Below are 18395 nucleotides of genomic sequence, written 5' to 3'. Positions count from 1 at the left end.
TTAATTTACTCCTCGCAATACCAGACCAGGTGCGCTAGTGAGCACACTGCGACAAGCCGTAGCACCGAAGAGCCCTAGCAAGGCAGCGCTTAGCAAGGGTGCCGCCAGCCAGTAAGTATAGTGTGGCTGTAGCGGCGTTTTTAAGACCAGTACTTGCAGACCGAACAAAATAAACTCAGCGCCCAGAATGGCGACCACGCCCGCCAGCAAACCCAAAAGACTAAATTCCAGCCAAAGACTAGCAAGGATCAATTCCCTGGGGCTACCCAGCGCACGCAACAATGCGCTCTCTTGTCTGCGACTATCAATACTACTCATCACCGCAGAACCCAATACCAGAGCAGCCGCTGCCAACGTCAGCCATAAGATCAACATCACGCCATCCGAAACCTGCTTGATAATATTCTGCAATTGCTCCAGGAAGCGATCTAACTGATACAGCAGCATACTAGGATGGGCACGCAAGAGTCGTGGCAAAAAGTTTGTTTGCGGCGGCGGCAGAAAAAATGCCGTGCTATACGTGGGCGATAAATGATCTAGCGTGCCGGGCTCAAACAAATAGGCGAACGAGCGTTTAACGGCACTTTCTTCAAACTGACGCAAACTGGCCACTTCAGCTTCAAACTCGAAACCGGCCACAAAAAAACGCAAGCGATCACCCACGGTTACGCCTATGTTTTTGGCGGTGGCAGCAGCGACTGAAACTCCTGGCAATTGCCCAGGCTGACGCGACTGACGCCACTGATCCCACCACTGACCAGCGACCAACTGATTGCCATCGGCCAAGCGAGTGCTCCAGCTAAAATCATTTTCGAACTCCAGAGTACGCGATTTTTTACGCATCATTTCATCTGGCACTATGCCCTTGACCGCGCTGATACGGCCGCGCACTACGGGATGAAACGGCTCATGTGACAGTTTTTCCTGCTCAATCAGAGCTTGTACTGCAGCGACTTCGGCGGCCGGAATATTCTCCAGAAAATGATTTGCTGCATCTTTGGGGAATTTCGCACTCCACTCATCCATCAACGAAGTGCGCACTATGCTCAAACTGAGCAAAGACATGAGGGCAATCGCAAACACGATAATTTGCATCACGTTTGATCGTTTGCGTCTTAGCAAATTGGCGAAGGCGAGCCGAGGGTAGCCACTCAGATTAGCAGAAAAATATCGGCTAAAACTTAAAAAAGCCACACTCAGCAATATCGAAAAAACCACCACCACGATCAGCCCAGCGACAACCAGTAAGGCCAGAATCAGATCGCCACTAAATAAGACAAGTAGGGAAAATACCGCTGCCAACGCCAGCGCTGCCTGTAACCACTGCTGGGTAAAATTTACTGTCAACTCTTTACGCAAAATTTTCAAGGGTGGCACTGTCGGTAAGAACCAAAGCGCTGGCAGGGCGAAAAAAATCAGGCACAACTGACCACTTAAAAAACTCAGGGCATACGGCAAGGCGCGCCCCTGCCCTAAACTGATTTTATAGATTTGTAGCAAGCTGGCGGCCACCGCTCTTTGTATTAGTTCGCCAAAGACCAAGCCGATCAAAGAGGCGACGATGCCCAAGGCTAGCAATTGGCCAAAATACAGAGCGCGGATCCGACTAGCGCTGACCCCGAGACTCTTGATCAGGGCCACTTGATTGATATGTCTTTGCGAAAACTGCTGTGCTGCGATAGCGATCGCGACGCCCGCCAACAACACCGCCAGTATCGCAGTCAATAACAGAAATTTTTTAGCGTTTTTAGCCACGCTACCCAAACTTTCCTGCACGCTGGCAGCATCCGTCACAGTCTGACTCGGACTTAGACGTGGCTTGAGTTTTTGTACAAAGTTTGCCAATTGCCCGATGTTATCAGAGGCCAGCAACCATTTATATTCAATGCGGCTACCTGCTTGCAGCAGCTTGCTCGCAGCTAAATCCTGAAGATTAATTAACACAGGTGGGGCTAAACTAAATAACTCAGGTTCACGTATCAGTATCTGACTAACTTTCAGACTCAGCTCACCTAGCTCTATTTGCTGTCCCAGTTGTATTTTTAAGCCCGCCATTAAGCGTGAATCTATCCAGGCTTCCCCCTCCGCAGGGATGCCTGTAGCTTGTTGAATATCTTGTGCTTGCACGGCAAACGGCAGTTGACTGATTTCTAAATGTCCACGCAAGGGATAGTGCTGCGCCACCGCTTTGACTGAGGCTAGCGCCATCTCATCACCGGCATATAGCATGCTCTCAAACGCTACCGCCTGGGTATGTGCGATCCCATCCCGTTCGGCTTCGAGCGCCCATGCTGCGTTGTGTGCCTGAGTACCTGTGAGCACACTATCGGCACCTAGCAGACTGCTACTTTGTGCCAGCATCGTTGTCTCTAACCGGTCGGTAAACACCGCAATACCACTGAGTACGGCAACCGCCAATACCAGAGATGCACTCAGCAGTTTAAGTTCGCCACTACGCCAATTACGCAGCAATAATTTCAAGGCTAGCATGGCTCTCTCCTTTCCCAACTTGGCTAGACGAAGCGCAAACCATTTGTCCGGCCTCTAGCACAATGCGACGCTGACACAAACAGGCCAGACGCTCTTCATGCGTAATAAAAACCAGGGTGGTAGCGGACGCTCGATTGAGTTCAAACAGTAAATCGATAATCCGCGCACCGGTCTTGCTATCGAGATTACCGGTAGGTTCATCGGCAAACAAAATACGTGGCTGACTGGCAAAGGCGCGTGCTATCGCCACCCTTTGCTGCTCGCCGCCGGATAACTGGGGCGGGTAGTGGCGGATACGCGACTCCAGACCTACCCGATTTAAAAATTCTGTCGCCATAGGTCTGGCCTGCTGATTGCCGCGCAATTCCAGCGGCAGCATGACGTTTTCAAGCGCGGTGAGCCCCGGTAAAAGCTGAAACGACTGAAAGATAAAGCCCACATTCTCAGCCCTGACTCGGGCACGCCCCTCTTCATCGAGTGCCGTCAGGCAATGCCCGCTCAAAAACACTTCTCCGCTAGTAGGCACATCTAGCCCCGCCAAGATACCCAGTAAGGTCGACTTTCCAGAGCCAGAAGCACCGGTAATGGCGATCGTTTCACCGGCCATTATTCGCATAGAAATCGGACGCAGTATTGCCAAATCCCCCTCTTGAGTAAGGACGTTTTTGGTAATGGCTTTAAGCTCAAGCACCGGCGTTGCAGACATCATAGACTCACCTGTAAGCGTAGATTTGAGTGGGCAATTTGGCCCACCCAGCAGAGTTAGTCTGCTCAGCGCCTACTGTAAGCGTGCCGCCTTGCTAGGATATGTCGCTAAGGTAAAGTTTTGTAAAGCACAATACTAGCCAATAGCAAGGCTGCACGGCCGCTACAAGCCAGATTTGATGCCAGAGGCCGAATAGATCATTGTTTTCAATTAGCAAGTATTTTCCATATTGCACTAATGGCATCGGATTTCCCTCATCGTTGACCTAATATAAATATTATTGTCTCTGGGTGCGCCGCTGAGGTTTCTGGGGTGATTTGATAGGAGAATAAAATGACTATGAGCTCTCAACTCGGTCGATTTTTGCTATGGCAAAAATTTGAACTCCTGAGTATTATCGCCCTGGTCCTGGCTGGCATACCGACCTACCTATATATGCACGAAGCGGCCAAGAACCTGGAAGCGGCACGTGCTGGCGAGCAGGGGCGGGGCTTTGCGGTCGTGGCGAGTGAAGTGAGAATTCTGGCACAGCGTAGCGCCGCCGCCAAAGAAATCAAGACCCTCATTAGTGATAGCGTAGAACAAGTTGACGCAGGGAATAAATTAGCGGGAGACGCCGGTGTCGCCATGAACGATATCGTCGCCAGCGTCAAACATGTAACCGATATCATGTCCGAAATCGTCACAGCCACCGATCAGCAAAGGGCGGGCATAGAACAAATCGACTTAGCGATTACCCAAATGGATGAAATGACGCAACAAAATGCGGCACTAGTCGAGCAAGCTGCCGCAGCCGCCGAAGGCTTGCGTGAACAATCCCACACTTTAGTCGAATCCATGAGTGTCTTCAGGCTATGAGTACCTAGTATTTACTGTTGGCGAGCCCAATTTTGAGAGCTGGACGCCTGCGCCAGCCTGTCTTTGTGTACCCATTAGACAACAAAAGTATTTTGCTATCGCTTTCTTTATTCGTTAAGCTAAGGAAAAGTGATGAAATTAGGACTTACTCAAAACTGACCCTGCGTCCTTGTATCCGCCTTGCCGTACTCAAGTACTGTCTACGGCGGTAAGTCTAGCTGAAACAATTTTGCGTAAGTCCTAGAAATAAAATCGGCTTGCCTTTGTATCGAATAATTTCCTTTAGCGCTCATGATGAAAAATACTCGCGACGAAACCAATACAAGCCAAGTTTCATCTTTAAACGCTAAAGATTTTGCCTTACCACTCTTCATTTTTGTAGTTGGTTTACTCGGAAGTACGCTGGCTTTTTTTTCACTACACGAAGCAGATCGACTGCGTTCGCAAGATGCCCGACATCAACTAAGCGATCGCGTTGTGCAGGCGTTTCACACCAGACTCTCGAGCGCCATCAGCGCGGTCAAGTTTGGGGCTTTAATGATCGAGGTCAACCCTGATCTGAACAATCTCCAATTTCAAACCTACGCCAACCGCGCGTTGGCGAAACAAGACAGTGTACGCATCCTAGAATGGCAACCACTGGTAGCGGCGAGTGACTTAGCTCAATTTGAGAAAAAAGCCCGTGCCGAGGGCAAGCACAATTTTCGTGTGATACAACCAGATGCGAGCGGCGACGAATGGATAGGCGTAAGTGGTCGCGAGGTCTATGTGCCGGTTTTATATGCATGGCCCTCGACCATAGGGACCATAGGCTTTGATATGAGTTTTAGTCCAATTCGTATGGAGTCAAAACTGAGGTCCGCTGAAACTGGCGAGGGAGTAGCCTCAGGCGTATTTGATTTGATGCAAGGAGGAAAGGTCTCTTCCGGTCAAATGGCATTTGCTATTTCTCAAGCAGTATTGGATCCGCATGCATCCGCCCTTACTAAAGGCGGCAAGCAAGCTGTTAAAGGTTATTTGGCGGCGGTCATCCCTATTACCCCCTTATTTGCACAGGCCTTAAGCCTAGCTAATCTTGCACAGTATGACTTAATCGCGGTTGATCTTACTGCCAATGACGGGAAATTTATTTATAGCTCAATCCATCCAAGCACAGGCAAATTGGATAAGACGAGCACGCCGCAAGATACGGATATTACGCAAACATTGGAGGTGGCAGGTCGCAAATGGAATTTAACCCTACGCCCGAAATCTACTTTCTTTGCTGGCTATTTTCATTATTTTTCATATCTCGTGCTCGTGATTGGAATTTTACTTAGCGCAGTCATCGCCTTCATTGTGGCAGCAACACTGAGAGCCAGACACTGTTTAAAAACCGCAGGCCTGTTGCTGGAACATAGAGTCATGGAACGCACGCGAGAACTCTCATCGGCAATGGAAAGCTTAGCCACCGCGCATACAGAATTAGTCAGCATGGAAAAAAATTCCGCCTTATTTTCTATGGTGTCGGGCATAGCCCACGAGCTCAACACGCCGATAGGAAATAGTCTCACGGTGGCAAGTACACTAAAAGATCACGTTATCACCGTAGAACGCCAGATAGAACAGGGCATGTCGCGCCGTCAGATGAACGATTTTATAGAGCAAGCGCGGACGGGAAGCGAAATTTTGGTGCGAGGCTTGCAAAAAGCGGCCGAGATGATTAATAGCTTTAAACAAGTCTCGATCGATCAGGAAAGCGAAGCGAGGCGTGTGTTTTTTTTACATGAGGCCATAGCTGAAATTTTATTGCTATTAACACCTAGCCTGAGCCGCTCTCACATCAGAATCAGTTGCGATATTCCTCATGATTTACAAATGGATAGCTATCCTGGTGCTATCTATCAAATCATCACCAATTTGCTCAACAATTGCGTACTGCATGCCTTTGAGCCTCAACAAGAGGGCGAGATTAATATACGTGCCGACAGTGACCAACAGGGCAGCCTTCTGCTTGAAGTACGTGACAATGGCAAGGGTATTTCAGAACATGATTTAAAACGTGTCTTTGACCCTTTCTTTACGACCAAACGAGGCAAAGGCGGCAGTGGTTTAGGACTCAACATTGTCCACAATTTGGTTAACAATACACTTGCAGGTGAGCTCAAGCTAAGCAGTGAATTGGGTCAGGGAACGACGGTGTCAATACGTATCCCTTTGTGCGCCAAGTAGGCCACAAGAACATGCCAGACGGCACATAGAAACGGTAGTGATTATGGAGCGGGTGAAGGGAATCGAACCCTCGTCGTAAGCTTGGGAAGCTTCAGCTCTACCATTGAGCTACACCCGCGTTGGCAGATCGGATATTCTACGCCTGATTGTCGGCACTTGGCAAATTCCTGACTTGATCAAGATCATAGCGAGGGCGGCTCATAAGCCACTCTCGAATAATCTCGAAGGGTCTTACTTGCCGCCCGCCTCTTGGTCATTTGCAAAAATTTCCCAACTGGCGATGAACATGGCTGCGATCACGGGGCCGATCACGAAACCACTCAAGCCAAAAACGGCAAGCCCGCCCAGGGTAGAAAGCAACACCACATAATCGGGCATCTGCGTATCTTTACCAACCAAAATAGGACGCAGGATATTATCAACCAAGCCAATCACCAACACACCAAACAAGATCATGCTGATGCCTTGCCACAGCGCGCCAGTCGCCAGATAATAAAGTGCGACCGGGCCCCAGATCAGACCAGCGCCTATCGCCGGCAATAAGGACATGACAGCCATCAATACCGCCCATAATAATGCTCCCTGTATTCCCAGGAACCAAAACATCAGGCCACCTAGCGCCCCCTGAGTCGCTGCAACGCTGAGATTACCTTTGATCGTTGCACGTATCACAGTCGCAAATTTGGCAAACAGTTGTTGCTTATCAGCATTTTCTAATGGTAAGGCCAGTGTGATTTTTGCCGCCAGCGCGACACCATCACGCAAAAAGAAAAACAACAAATACAGCATGATCCCTAAGCTGATCATAAACTGAGCCGTAATTTGCCCCAGGTTCAAGAGTTTAGAGGCGATCAATTGACTGGCGTGACTAGCCGCAGTTGAGAGCGTACTTTTGAGCGTCGTCAGGTCGTCGACCCCAAAGCGTGACAACAGCTTCAACATCCAGCTAGGTAGTGCCGCCATGATTTGCTGAAAATAGACGCCAAAATCAATTTGACCAGAGCGCATCTTGGCATAAAAACTCGTCCCTTCCTGCAGCAGAGATGCGCCTATCAGCAAGAGCGGAAGCAGCACCGCAACCAGTACCAATAACAGACTGGCCAGCACTGCCAGATTGCGGTGTCGAGGCAGTATTTTGAGTAAACTTGTTTGCAAAGGAGCGCACAAAATTGCCAGGACCAAAGCCCAGAAAATCGCTGCATAAAATGGCAGCATGATCCAGCCAAAACCCAAAGTGACGGCGATGAGCAAGAATAAAAAAAACTGATGCCGTAAAGTGCTCTGATTCATGTCCTTGCAACTCCCTTGTCTAGATCTTGTTTAATCCAATGGTGCGGTCCGGTAGCGATTAACTTCTGCTGCGGTGATGACGCTAGCCTGATTGCCCCAGGCATTGCGTACATAAGATAAAACGATGGCCACTTCAGCGTCTGACAACACTGGTCCAAACGGCGGCATTCCGTAAGGACGCGGATTGGCCTCGGTGGCAGGAGCAAAGCCGCCCGCTAAGATGATACGCAAAGGGTTGGTGGCGTTTTGCATCTGCACTGCACGATTACTCGCCAAGGCAGGATAAATGCTGGCAACCCCGGAACCATTGGCGCCATGGCAATCGGCACAATGGGTTTTATACAGACTGGCTCCCTGTTGCATCAGCATCGCCATCTGTTCTTTGCCTAGCTCGGGAGCTTTTAGCGCCTTATCCAGCATATCGGCAGCAGCAGTTTTTGATACCGGCAGGGCTTGCAGATAAGTGCCCATGGCGGCAATATCGGTCGCTGTTAAGTATTGCAGGCTGCCAGCCACCACCTCAGCCATAGGGCCCGACGCGACGGAGTGCTGCGAGACACCGGTTTTTAACAAGGCTTGCAACTGTGCCGGCTGCCAATGCAAGACCCCGGCCTCGTCTTGCGCCAATAAGGATGGTGCATACCAATTGACCATGGGCAGCGCACCTCCAGACAGATCGTGGCTACCGCCATTAGCGCCCAGCACGTTACGGCTACTATGGCAGGCACTGCAATGGGCCAAGCCATTCACCAGATAGGCGCCACGATTCCATTCTGTAGTTTGCTGCGTATTATTTTGATACACGCCCGGACGAAAATACAGGGCGCGCCAAAATGCCAGCAAGATTCGCTGGTTGTAAGGGAAGCGCAAATCATGTGGCTGATTCTCTCTGGCGACAGGTTTAACCGTCTTGAAGTAAGCGAATAAAGCATCGCTATCGGTGCGTGTGATCTGGCTGTAATTGGCAAACGGAAAAGCTGGATACAGCATGCGCCCATCCTTAGACTTACCATTGTGTAGTGCCTGCCAGAAGTCTTCGGCACTCCAGGCACCGATGCCATAGTTAACATCCGCAGTAATATTGGGCGTCAGAAAATTGCCAAACTCAGACTGAATCACACGACCACCGGCATAGGCGTCGCCACCACGCATCGTATGGCAGCCCATGCAATTTCCGGCACGCGCCAGATAGGCACCGCGCGCAACTTGTCCGCCAGTATTTGCATCGACCGCTGGCGTGCCAGGCAGATGCTCGTCCAATAAAAAATAACCGTAACCAGCCACGCCAGCCAGCACCAACAGTATGCTGGTCAGCAGTGAATAAAGAATTCGTTTAATCGACATATTGAGCTTTATTCAGTAACGCTGCCGCAGGCAATTGGCAATTTAAAATGAGGGATATCTTTGGCCACTATCGCTCGAGGGTCAGCCGGCATGTGCTGCGCCGCCAGCCACGCCGATACCGCGCCTATGTCTTGCGGCTGCAATTTCAACGAGATTTTCTGCATACAATCGGGTGCAGTAGCATGGCGGCTAGCGTTTTGCCAGGCCCCCAACTGCGCCACAATATAGTCACGCGGCAGGCCGAGTAAGCCAGGTATAAAAGGCGCGACCCCGGTCATTTTTTCGCCATGACAAGATATGCAAGCTGGAATATTTTTAGCCTTATCACCTTGATGGACTAGCAGCCGGCCACGCTCTAACATGGCGGGGCTCGCCTCACTGATTTGGGGCGCAGAGTACGGTGGATGTTGCGCCGAAAAATACTGTGCGATTTCTTTCAAATACGCATCAGACAAATTCGTCACCATATAAGTCATCAAAGGATAAGTACGCTTAGCATCACGAAAATTGATCAGCTGATTGTAGAGATAGCCCTCGGGCTTACCTGCAATGCGCGGGTAATAGCCATCACTGGTGGCTCTACCGTCTTTTCCATGACAGGAAGTGCAGACCTTCAGCCTTTGCTCTAAGGTGTCTGGCACTGTTTGCGCACTGGCCAATATTGGCAGACAGACGCAACAGGCGCTCAGCAAGCTCAAACGCAAACCATTCAAAAAACTAAAGGACAGATTCGTCATAAACAGCTAAATCGATATGCAAAGGACGAAAGCATAACAGGCTATTGAAAAACGCAGTGCATCGCGTTCCTCAATAGCCTGTCTTCACTGCCATTATTTTCTTAGTCGGCCTCAAACGGATAAGGAGCAATCACCCGCTTGAGAACTTCAGCTCTAGCACCAGCAGACTTTAATGCCGCACATCGCAAGCTGCCTCAACAAGCTACCTTAATTACACTGCCAATAACTTGCGGTTGGCAGCGCCCGGCAACGTCTTCAGAGTCTTACCCGGAACCATGTTGTAAGTCTTAGATTTAACGGTACTGACATAACGCCATTCGGCGCGTGTTTCAGTTGGCGTCGCAGTAACGATCATGAAACCACGATTTTTAGTCTCGGCATACACCAGAGGCCCGATCAACTGTTCCAGACCAGCCGCCAACACCGCAGGATCTTCTTTAGGGAAAATATCTTCAAAGCCTGGCGAAGTCACCGAGGTCACGCCGAACTCTACGCCTACCGCAGCACCCGTCATATCAGCCAAATCACTCGCCCAGGTATTATGGGTGTCGCCCGCCAAGGCAATCAGATTTTTATCCAAAGCTTTAGCAGTGCCGAACACGGTTTCACGTGCGACAGCGTAGCCATCCCAAGCATCCAGATTGTAAGGAATCGCTGGCTGCGCCAGGATCAGTTTCTCTTCGGTCGTCAAACTGGCCGGCGCTGCCTGCGCCTTGCCTACCAGCGTGATGTAATTGGCAAACGTAATTTGCTGCAAGACCAGAGGCGCGGGGATATTCATGCGCGCCATCAATACTTGCTGACCCAGTATCTGCCAGGTCGCACTCGATTTCCCCATCTGTGCTTGCAACCAGGCAGTCTGCTCGGCGCCCATTAACTGGCGCGCAGGGTTGGCCATGTCGGCAGTAAATTTTCCAGCATCAAAAGCACCGCCAGCACCCATGTAATTGGCGAAGGATAGTTGCTTGTCGCGCCCTATCAGACGAGTGTCTAGCATGTGCAAAGAAACCAGATTACCGAAGTCGAAAGAGCGATAAATTCTGTCGTTCTTAGTTGCATCCGGCAAGCGGATCGGCATCCATTCATTGTAGGCTTGCAGCGCAGCCGCACGGCGCGCGCTAAACGGACCTTCGGTAGCAGGATCATGGTTCTCTGCACCACCGGACCAGGCATCATTGGCAAACTCGTGATCATCCCAGATCGCGATCAAAGGCAATTTAGCGTGCATCGCTTGCAGATCGGTATCGGTACGATAGATCGCATAGCGACTGCGATAATCGGTCAGCGTAATGATCTCAGTCTTAGGGTCGACCAGACGATTCAAAGCCGCCGCATCTTGCGAAGCATAGCCATCGCGTGGATATTCGTAGATGTAGTCACCCAGATGCAACACGGCATCAATGTCTGTCAGTTTTGCGACTTCGGCATATACATTGAAGTAACCAGCCGGATAATTAGAGCAAGTCAACACAGCCAGTTTCACTTGATCTAACTTACCGACCGGCAGGGTCTTGGTGCGGCCAGTCGCAGAACGGGTGCTGTTATGTGTGAAGCGATAAAAATACACGCTATTTGGGCTCAAACCAGTGACGTCTACTTTGACCGTAAAGTCACGCGCGGCATTCGTGAAAAAACTACCGTTTTTAACGATTTTAGTAAATTGATCGTCTGCTGCCACTTCCCATTGCACTGCAATGTCTTTGCCATCAGTGCTGTTGGAAGGCGTCACGCGTGTCCACAAGATCACGCTGTCGCTCAATGGATCGCCGCTGACCACACCATGTAAAAAAGTGACGGAAACGCCGTCATCGGAGCTGCCAGCACCACAGGCACTCAGTGCCAATGAGCCAGTAACAGCTGCAGTAGTAAAAGTAAAATCGCGAATAAATTGACGACGGGAAGGTTTGAGATTCATCTGGCTGATCCATGAGTGGCTAAGCGCAGAATGATAGGAAATGAATATTACTGGGGCGTGACGCGATTTAGAGAGATGGCTCTAATTAGTTATTGATGACAACCCCATTCTAGGGTATTTCCAAAAACCATATACGCAATATCCACGCGGGCTGCAGGCCGAAATGCCGCCACGAGGCGCATGGATACTGGGCATACCAACTTGAAAATTTTTAAACGTTGGCCTTCACCAGAAATTCGACACCGACTTCGCGCCAGCATTCGATTTCTTTTTGCAGCCAGAACGCCACGGTAGGATGTAGGCTGACCCAGTCCTGTCGTATCTCAAGTTCAATTTTGCTTTTCATCTTTAAGCGCAAATCGGCATAATCAAGCTCTACGCGGGAGTGCATCAGGGTCACAGCCAAACGTAATGCCAGCACTGCCTTGGCAAAATCGAGATCAGAAAAACCATCGCTGATTTTTCTGAGATTACCTTTCTGGCTCAGGATCAGCTTACTCATGGTGCGCTGCTCACGTGTAGTAAAGCCCGCCATGTCGGCATTCTCTACCATGTAGGCGCCATGTTTGTGATAACTGGTATGTGAGACCACCATACCGACCTCGTGCATCAAGGCACTCCAATACAGATGGCGCGTGTAAGCGTCTGAGCTAGGCTTGAGTTGCGCGTACAAGGAACGCACCATTTCAGCAACCCGATTGGCGCGCGACATATCAGCATGAAACAGGCTGGCGACCGTGTGCACAGATTGCTCACGGCGATCGCGCTTAGTCGAGCGTAGGTACATGTCCCACATCACGCCCATACGCAAGCCGGCTTCAATCGGATGCAAAACCTGGATATTAAATTCTTCCAACAGACCTATCAATATCGCTAAACCACCGACCACCATGGCCACCCGTTCCGGTTTGATGCCGTTCAGTTCTAGCTCGCTGATATGCCCGGTTTGCTCACAATAGCGGCGTAGTGAATTTAGATTTTTCAGAGTAATGCTGCCATCGCCCAGACCGTTTTTATGAATCGCATCGGAGATCGCGCGCATCGTTCCAGATGAGCCGTAGGCGCTACGCCAATGCACGGGCTGATACGGTGGCGCGGCATCTTCAAACATCGAGCGCGCCGACAGTATCGCGGCATCAAAGCCGGCCTCGGAGATATGTCCATCAGGGAAAAAACTGGCGCTATGCTTAACCGTACCAATCGCAAAAGACTCTACTTTAACAATTTCATGGCCACGCCCCAAGATCACTTCGGTAGAGCCGCCGCCGATATCAAGTACCAGTCTGCGCTCGCCCGGGATCGCAATCGAGTTAGACACGCCCATGTAAATCAGGCGCCCCTCTTCCAGTCCAGAGATCACCTCGATAGGATAGCCTATGGCAGCTTCGGCGGCGGGCAACAGCGCACCGGCGTTCTTGGCGATACGCACGGTATTGGTAGCAACCACACGTACCCCGACGATAGGATAGGCATTAAGAATTTCGCGAAAGCGCGCCAGGCAAGTGACCGCACTTTGGATTGCGGCTGGACTTAAATTACCCTCGGCATCCAGACCGGCAGCAAGGCGAATCGGATCACGCGCACTTTTTACCACCCTGATCACATCACCATCATGGTGGCCGATGTGCAAACGAAAACTATTAGAACCAAGATCTACGGCAGCAAACATAGCTAGACCTTCCTTTTTTGTATGCGATGAGACTAAGGGGCTAGATGAAAATCACGCTTAGTCAATAAAGATAAATTATATTAATCATTATTTATGACGTGCTAGTGACGCAATTACCATTCGGGCGAATTTACCACAGTGCAGTTTCAGGGCGTAAAAAATCGACTGCTTAGACTTTCCAAACCGGTGCTCGTCAAGACTTGATTCAGGCGTTCGGCGGCACGCTTAAGCGGCTGCGCCTTGTATTCAGCGATGATTAGTTCATTCTTCATAGAATGTTCCCAACCTACCAGTTCGGTCACGCGCACCTGATAACCATGCGCCTCTAATTGCAGACAGCGCAGCACATTGGTGATCTGACTACCAAATTCGCGGGTATGTATCGGATGGCGCCACATTTCGGACATAGGATTATTTTTGAGCACCTCGCCTTTACCCTTGCGCAATTCGGCCGCTACTTCAGCCTGGCAGCAGGGCACCAGAACCATAAATTTCGCCTTCTTTTTCAAGGCAAATTCTATCGCATCATCGGTCGCAGTATTGCAGGCATGCAGGGCCGTGACTATATCGATCTGATCAGGTAAGGCACTTGAGGAAGTCGAATCAGCCACCGATAAATTAAGAAACGACATGCCTGGAAATTCAAGTTTTTGCGCGAGCTCGCGCGACTTTTGCACCAGTTCGTCACGAGTTTCTATGCCGTAAATCCGCGAAGCGCCACCATCATTGAGCGCCTTGAAAAACAGGTCATACAAAATAAAGCCGAGGTAAGATTTACCAGCACCATGATCGACCACACTGACGGAACCATGACTAGCTCGCACCTGTTGCAACAAGGGCTCGATGAATTGATACAGATGATAGACCTGCTTAAGTTTGCGCCGGCTATCCTGATTCATCTTGCCGTCACGTGTCAGGATATGTAGTTCTTTAAGTAGCTCTAGCGATTGGCCTGGACGGATTTCGTGTTTTTCCTGCACTGCATTTTCCTGCTCCGTTTTCACTGCTACCCGCTTGGCTTGGCTTTCTGGCTTGTGTTTCATCGGGCATCCTTGAATGAGTAAGAAATTGAGGCGGCATAGGCGTGCATATTTATATACGCGCAGCTTATCACCGAAAAAACAAAAAAGGACTCAGGTTTTCACCTGAGTCCTTCGTATTTGGTAGGCCGTGCGGGATTCGAACCTGCGACCAACGGATTAAAAGTCCGCTGCTCTACCAGCTGAGCTAACGACCCAAAGACTGCTTGTATCTGTACATAATTGCCATAAGCTATTAAGTACAAATGAAAAAGACTTAGATCTAGACCTAAGTCTTTCGAATTTCGTGGTAGGCCGTGCGGGATTCGAACCTGCGACCAACGGATTAAAAGTCCGCTGCTCTACCAGCTGAGCTAACGACCCGAAAGAACGAAATTATAGGGGGTTTAGCTCAGCCTGTCAATCGCCTACCGGGTTTATTTTCCTGCAGCCAAGCGACTCTTGGCCGCTTGCGCGGCTTCCGAATCTGGATAATGAGCGATGATGGCCTCTAAAGTTTTCTTATTCGCGGGCTTGTCTTTTAGCTCTAGCTGGCAAGCGGCAATATTGAGCATGGCATCCGGCGTCTTAGGGTGATCAGGAAGAGACTTCAGCATAGGCTGTAGGGCCGTGATGGTGTTTTTGCAATCGCGTTGCGCATAGTAGGAGTTTCCCAGCCAGTATTGCGCCGCGCCAGCATAGGCGGACAGCGGATAATTCACCACAAACGCCGAAAACGCAGCGCTAGCGCTCTTGTAGTCAGCCGCCTTAAACAAAGCCATAGCAGCGTCATAGGAGCGCTGCTCATTGACCTCTACGGTCGATTCCTTGCCGTCTACAGTCATCTTCTTAGGTTCGATCTTGCGCAGCCGATTATCTAAGTCCACATAAAAATCTTGCTGGCGGCGTTGAGCGTTGGTTAAATCATTGGTCAAGACTTCAATTTGACCACGCAATTTAGCAATCTCACTGCGCAACACCTCATTTTGATTGGCTAAATCAAGTGCACTACTCTTGTCCGCCTTAGTGTCCACTCTGACATTCACTGCATCGATCTTGGCGCGAATATCGAGAATTGCTCTACGCGCCTCATCATCATCGAACAGGCCGGCAGAAGCCAGGCCAGGAGCAAGCGCGGCGGCGAGGACGGCCACAGCGGAGAATTTAGTTAAAGAGAGAAATTTCATAGCAGCTCAAGCTTCAATTAGTTTGATACAGGTAGAGGGGGATAATACTGCGTAAAGGAAGGCCAGCACAATAGCATTCGGGCTTTGCAACAGAAGCTGCAAAGCCCGATATGGATCTCGTTTAAACGCTATCCGAGTTCACTAGCAAGTGAGGCTCGATTATTGATAAACAATATCAGCACGACGGTTTTCTGCCCAAGAGGCTTCGTCGCTACCGGTGGCCTTAGGTTTTTCTTTACCCAGGGAAACCGCTTCTACTTGCGCTTCAGGCACACTCAATAAAGCCAAGGCCTTGCGGACTGCTTCTGCACGTTTTTGACCCAGAGCCAAATTGTATTCACGGCCACCGCGTTCATCGGTATTACCTTGAATTAAAATCTTACGGCCTTTATTCGCGGACAAATATTTAGCATGGGCCTCCACCAAAGATTTGAACTCATCCTTAACCACATAGCTATCATAGTCAAAATACACACTACGCTTAGACAAGATACCTTTAGGATCATTCAAAGGATCGACCGAAGTTGCTTCAACCGGGCTAACAGTGCGCGTGTCTACTGGTGTGACGACTTTTGTTGACTTGTCTTCGACGACAGGTTTGTCATCGAGTTTAACTGGTGTGCTGCAAGCGGTGATCAAAGCAAGACTGGAAATGATCAGGGCGAGACTAGTATTTTTGAAATTCATTTATTTCTCCTATTAATTTACAAGCAAAAACTACACTAACAAAAAATTTACCTTGCCGACTACTTCATGAAGGGACCCCAAGTAGGCTCGCGTATATCACCAGCCTGCACCGTCAACTTTTGCTTCACTTTACCATCAACAGAAACTACCGCCAGCGAACCGCGACGTCCAGATTCTGTGGCATACATAATGTAACGACCATTCGGAGAGAAACTCGGCGACTCGTCCTTGACGGTATCTGACATTCTTTGCTCTTGCCCACTAGCTAGATCCAAAGTATATAACTGAAATTTACCTTCACGACGTGAAATATACGCCAAAGTTTTGCCATCCGGTGAGATACGAGGCGTGATATTGTAAGAACCACCGAAAGTCACGCGCTTGGCATCTCCGCCTGAGCTGGACATACGGTAAATCTGCGGCCCGCCACTACGATCACTTAGAAAATAAATCGACTGACCATCGGCAGAAAATTGCGGCTCAGTATCTATTCCGCTAGAACTAGTCAATCTTTGCAAGCCGCTACCGTTGGCGTTCACAGTATAAATCTGCGTCAAGCCATCACGCGACAGGGATACCGCCAACTTACTACCATCAGGCGCCCATGCTGGCGCAGAGTTACTGCCCTTGTAATTGGCAACCACGGTGCGCTCACGGGTAATCAGGTTTTGCACATAGACCACAGGCTTTTTTGCTTCAAACGAAACATACGCGACCTTGGTGCCGTCAGGTGACCAGGCCGGCGAAATAATTGGCTCATTCGAGCGCAATGCAACTTGCACGCCTTCCCCATCAGCATCGGCAATCTCCAGACGGTATTGATTACCCGCCTTGGTAACATAAGCTACCCGCGTGGCGAAGGCGCCACGCACTCCGATTAATTTTTCATAAATATCGTCGGAAATTCTATGCGCGGTCAATCGCATATTTTCGGGCGTGCTTGCCAAAGCAAAACCAGATAGCGTGGAAGATTTAATGGTATCGAGTAATTTATAGCGCACATCAAAACGCCCATCGCTGAGTCTTTGTACGCTACCAACGACCAAGGCTTCGGCCCCACGTGATTTCAAGTCCCCAAAATTCACCGAAGTCGTTTCAGAGATAACGCCAACTCCGTCTATCAATTTAAAATAACCGCTGCGCGTCAAATCATCTTTAATGATGGCACTAAGCTGCTGAGTCGCCAGACCTTCATCCGAAAAACTGGCTACAGCTATCGGTATTTGAGTGGAACCTACACCGGAAACCTCGACGCGCAATTGTGCCTGTGCCGCAGTCGTAAACACTAATACGCTTAGCAATAGGCTCTTCAACATTAAGGTCTTCAACAATATTTTCATTAATCTATTCTTTCATGCGATGAACATACACAATACTTGCCGGCACCTCGCCAGACTTATCGCGTGGAAATGGCAATGATTTTTCTATTGCTTTCTCCACCGCCTCATCGAAGGCGGGCACGCCCGAGGACTTTAATTTACGAATAGCGCCACGCAGTGAGCCATCCGGCAATAGGTCGATACGATATTCTACGGTAGGATTATTACTTGAATTATCGCTGGTATTAAAAACTGTATTCGAGCGCACTTTGGCCGCAATACGTGCTGCGTAACTAGGATCGCCACGGTTATTTCCAGTCGATTTGGCGGCATCACCACTACCGCCGCTACCACTAGTACCGGCCTGCCCTGTCAGCCTACGCATATTTTCTTCATAGGCTTTATCGCGAGACGCCTGCTCTTTGCTTTTCTGCTTGGCCAGTTCGGCTAGTTTTTGCTTCTCGGCCTCGTCGAGCTTAGATTTCTCCGCAACTTTCTCAAGTTTTTTCTTTTGTTCAGCCAGTTTTTCTTTCTCCAGCTTCAAAGCCTTGTCCTTCTCCCTCTCCCTCTCCCTCTCCTGCTCCAGCTTTAATTCCTGCTCTTGCTTTTGTTTTTCTATACGTTTACGTTTTTTCTCTTGCGCCAAAGCGATTTCCGGATCTTCCAGAGGTTCTTCTTTAGTCACAATTTTTTCTGGTTTTGGGATCGTTTTTTCTGGCTCTAGCTGCATTTCAATTACTGGTAAAGGCGCGGCCTCGCGCGTTGTCATATCCCACACCTCAGCCTCGACTGCAGTCGATTCCTTATTTTGCCACTGCACACCAACCCAAAGAAATACGATCAACAGCACATGCACCATCGCAGCCAGAGAGATGGACTGCCATTGCACGGGCCGCTGCCCAATCATAGGCGACAAAGCTGTTAAAGAAGAGTTTGTCATGAGATTATTAGAGCTAGCCACAT

General features: G+C 49.7%; 13 protein-coding genes, 3 tRNA genes and 1 pseudogene. 2 read left to right on the top strand and 15 right to left on the bottom strand.

Annotated elements, in window-relative coordinates; genetic code table 11:
* Together EJN92_RS13815 and EJN92_RS13810 are read right to left on the bottom strand one after the other, a co-directional pair.
* A complete protein-coding gene (locus EJN92_RS13815) occupies nt 1–2490 on the bottom strand; it encodes an ABC transporter permease (RefSeq protein ID WP_126128361.1) in 2490 nt (829 codons plus the stop codon).
* Nucleotides 2462–3196: an ABC transporter ATP-binding protein gene (locus EJN92_RS13810; protein ID WP_126129927.1), complete on the bottom strand. Its 735-nt coding sequence runs from the start codon at nt 3194–3196 to the stop codon at nt 2462–2464. Before EJN92_RS13810 ends, EJN92_RS13815 begins: the two co-directional genes overlap by 29 nt.
* Before the next feature lie 456 nt (nt 3197–3652).
* On the opposite strand from EJN92_RS13810, the pseudogene EJN92_RS13805 reads away from it, so the two are divergent.
* Both EJN92_RS13805 and EJN92_RS13800 read left to right on the top strand, forming a co-directional pair.
* Nucleotides 3653–4054 (top strand): annotated as a pseudogene (locus tag EJN92_RS13805) (methyl-accepting chemotaxis protein); the annotation flags it as partial.
* A 294-nt stretch (nt 4055–4348) separates the two neighbouring features.
* Nucleotides 4349–6265, top strand: coding sequence for an ATP-binding protein (locus tag EJN92_RS13800; protein ID WP_170174904.1), 1917 nt, complete (start codon nt 4349–4351; stop codon nt 6263–6265).
* Nucleotides 6266–6309: 44 nt separating this feature from the next.
* Here the strand turns inward: EJN92_RS13800 and EJN92_RS13795 are convergent.
* The 13 genes from EJN92_RS13795 to tolA all read right to left on the bottom strand — a co-directional run bounded on the left by EJN92_RS13795 (nt 6310) and on the right by tolA (nt 18372).
* Nucleotides 6310–6383 (bottom strand) — tRNA-Gly (locus tag EJN92_RS13795).
* A gap of 113 nt (nt 6384–6496) precedes the next feature.
* Entirely contained in the window at nt 6497–7555 is a 1059-nt protein-coding gene (locus tag EJN92_RS13790) for an AI-2E family transporter (protein ID WP_126128359.1), read from the bottom strand.
* Nucleotides 7556–7585: 30 nt separating this feature from the next.
* Complete coding sequence (locus EJN92_RS13785) at nt 7586–8899, bottom strand: c-type cytochrome (protein WP_322348660.1); 1314 nt, start codon at nt 8897–8899, stop codon at nt 7586–7588.
* 8 nt (nt 8900–8907) lie between these two features.
* Nucleotides 8908–9636 (bottom strand): c-type cytochrome, encoded by a 729-nt coding sequence (locus EJN92_RS13780; RefSeq protein ID WP_126128358.1) that lies wholly within the window; start codon nt 9634–9636, stop codon nt 8908–8910.
* Nucleotides 9637–9847: 211 nt separating this feature from the next.
* A complete protein-coding gene (locus EJN92_RS13775; protein WP_126128357.1) occupies nt 9848–11551 on the bottom strand; it encodes an alkaline phosphatase D family protein in 1704 nt (567 codons plus the stop codon).
* Between the two features lie 211 nt (nt 11552–11762).
* Nucleotides 11763–13220 carry a Ppx/GppA phosphatase family protein gene (locus tag EJN92_RS13770; RefSeq protein ID WP_126128356.1) on the bottom strand — a complete coding sequence of 486 codons (1458 nt, stop codon included), beginning with the start codon at nt 13218–13220 and terminating at the stop codon, nt 11763–11765.
* Between the two features lie 146 nt (nt 13221–13366).
* Nucleotides 13367–14263, bottom strand: a complete 897-nt coding sequence (locus tag EJN92_RS13765) for a class I SAM-dependent methyltransferase (RefSeq protein ID WP_126128355.1) — start codon at nt 14261–14263, stop codon at nt 13367–13369.
* Between the two features lie 118 nt (nt 14264–14381).
* A tRNA-Lys gene (locus EJN92_RS13760) sits at nt 14382–14457 on the bottom strand.
* 90 nt (nt 14458–14547) lie between these two features.
* Nucleotides 14548–14623 (bottom strand) — tRNA-Lys (locus EJN92_RS13755).
* Between the two features lie 53 nt (nt 14624–14676).
* Nucleotides 14677–15426, bottom strand: a complete 750-nt coding sequence (ybgF, locus tag EJN92_RS13750; RefSeq protein WP_126128354.1) for a tol-pal system protein YbgF — start codon at nt 15424–15426, stop codon at nt 14677–14679.
* Between the two features lie 159 nt (nt 15427–15585).
* Nucleotides 15586–16113 carry a peptidoglycan-associated lipoprotein Pal gene (gene pal, locus EJN92_RS13745; protein WP_126128353.1) on the bottom strand — a complete coding sequence of 176 codons (528 nt, stop codon included), beginning with the start codon at nt 16111–16113 and terminating at the stop codon, nt 15586–15588.
* Between the two features lie 59 nt (nt 16114–16172).
* Nucleotides 16173–17453 (bottom strand): Tol-Pal system beta propeller repeat protein TolB, encoded by a 1281-nt coding sequence (tolB, locus tag EJN92_RS13740; RefSeq protein WP_227869543.1) that lies wholly within the window; start codon nt 17451–17453, stop codon nt 16173–16175.
* A gap of 4 nt (nt 17454–17457) precedes the next feature.
* Nucleotides 17458–18372, bottom strand: a complete 915-nt coding sequence (gene tolA / locus EJN92_RS13735) for a cell envelope integrity protein TolA (protein WP_126128352.1) — start codon at nt 18370–18372, stop codon at nt 17458–17460.
* Nucleotides 18373–18395: the final 23 nt, after the last annotated feature.

The organism is Undibacterium parvum, assembly GCF_003955735.1.
In the GTDB taxonomy this organism is placed as follows: Bacteria; Pseudomonadota; Gammaproteobacteria; order Burkholderiales; family Burkholderiaceae_D; genus Undibacterium; species Undibacterium parvum.
This window is presented reverse-complemented; position numbering and strand designations above follow the sequence as displayed.

Bases quoted from the DNA above. Each gene is read 5' to 3' on its own strand.
- EJN92_RS13815 (WP_126128361.1), bottom strand. From the start codon at position 2,490: ATGCTAGCCTTGAAATTATTGCTGCGTAATTGGCGTAGTGGCGAACTT.
- EJN92_RS13810 (WP_126129927.1), bottom strand. From the start codon at position 3,196: ATGTCTGCAACGCCGGTGCTTGAGCTTAAAGCCATTACCAAAAACGTC.
- EJN92_RS13800 (WP_170174904.1), top strand. From the start codon at position 4,349: ATGAAAAATACTCGCGACGAAACCAATACAAGCCAAGTTTCATCTTTA.
- EJN92_RS13790 (WP_126128359.1), bottom strand. From the start codon at position 7,555: ATGAATCAGAGCACTTTACGGCATCAGTTTTTTTTATTCTTGCTCATC.
- EJN92_RS13785 (WP_322348660.1), bottom strand. From the start codon at position 8,899: ATGTCGATTAAACGAATTCTTTATTCACTGCTGACCAGCATACTGTTG.
- EJN92_RS13780 (WP_126128358.1), bottom strand. From the start codon at position 9,636: ATGACGAATCTGTCCTTTAGTTTTTTGAATGGTTTGCGTTTGAGCTTG.
- EJN92_RS13775 (WP_126128357.1), bottom strand. From the start codon at position 11,551: ATGAATCTCAAACCTTCCCGTCGTCAATTTATTCGCGATTTTACTTTT.
- EJN92_RS13770 (WP_126128356.1), bottom strand. From the start codon at position 13,220: ATGTTTGCTGCCGTAGATCTTGGTTCTAATAGTTTTCGTTTGCACATC.
- EJN92_RS13765 (WP_126128355.1), bottom strand. From the start codon at position 14,263: ATGAAACACAAGCCAGAAAGCCAAGCCAAGCGGGTAGCAGTGAAAACG.
- ybgF (WP_126128354.1), bottom strand. From the start codon at position 15,426: ATGAAATTTCTCTCTTTAACTAAATTCTCCGCTGTGGCCGTCCTCGCC.
- pal (WP_126128353.1), bottom strand. From the start codon at position 16,113: ATGAATTTCAAAAATACTAGTCTCGCCCTGATCATTTCCAGTCTTGCT.
- tolB (WP_227869543.1), bottom strand. From the start codon at position 17,453: ATGAAAATATTGTTGAAGACCTTAATGTTGAAGAGCCTATTGCTAAGC.
- tolA (WP_126128352.1), bottom strand. From the start codon at position 18,372: ATGACAAACTCTTCTTTAACAGCTTTGTCGCCTATGATTGGGCAGCGG.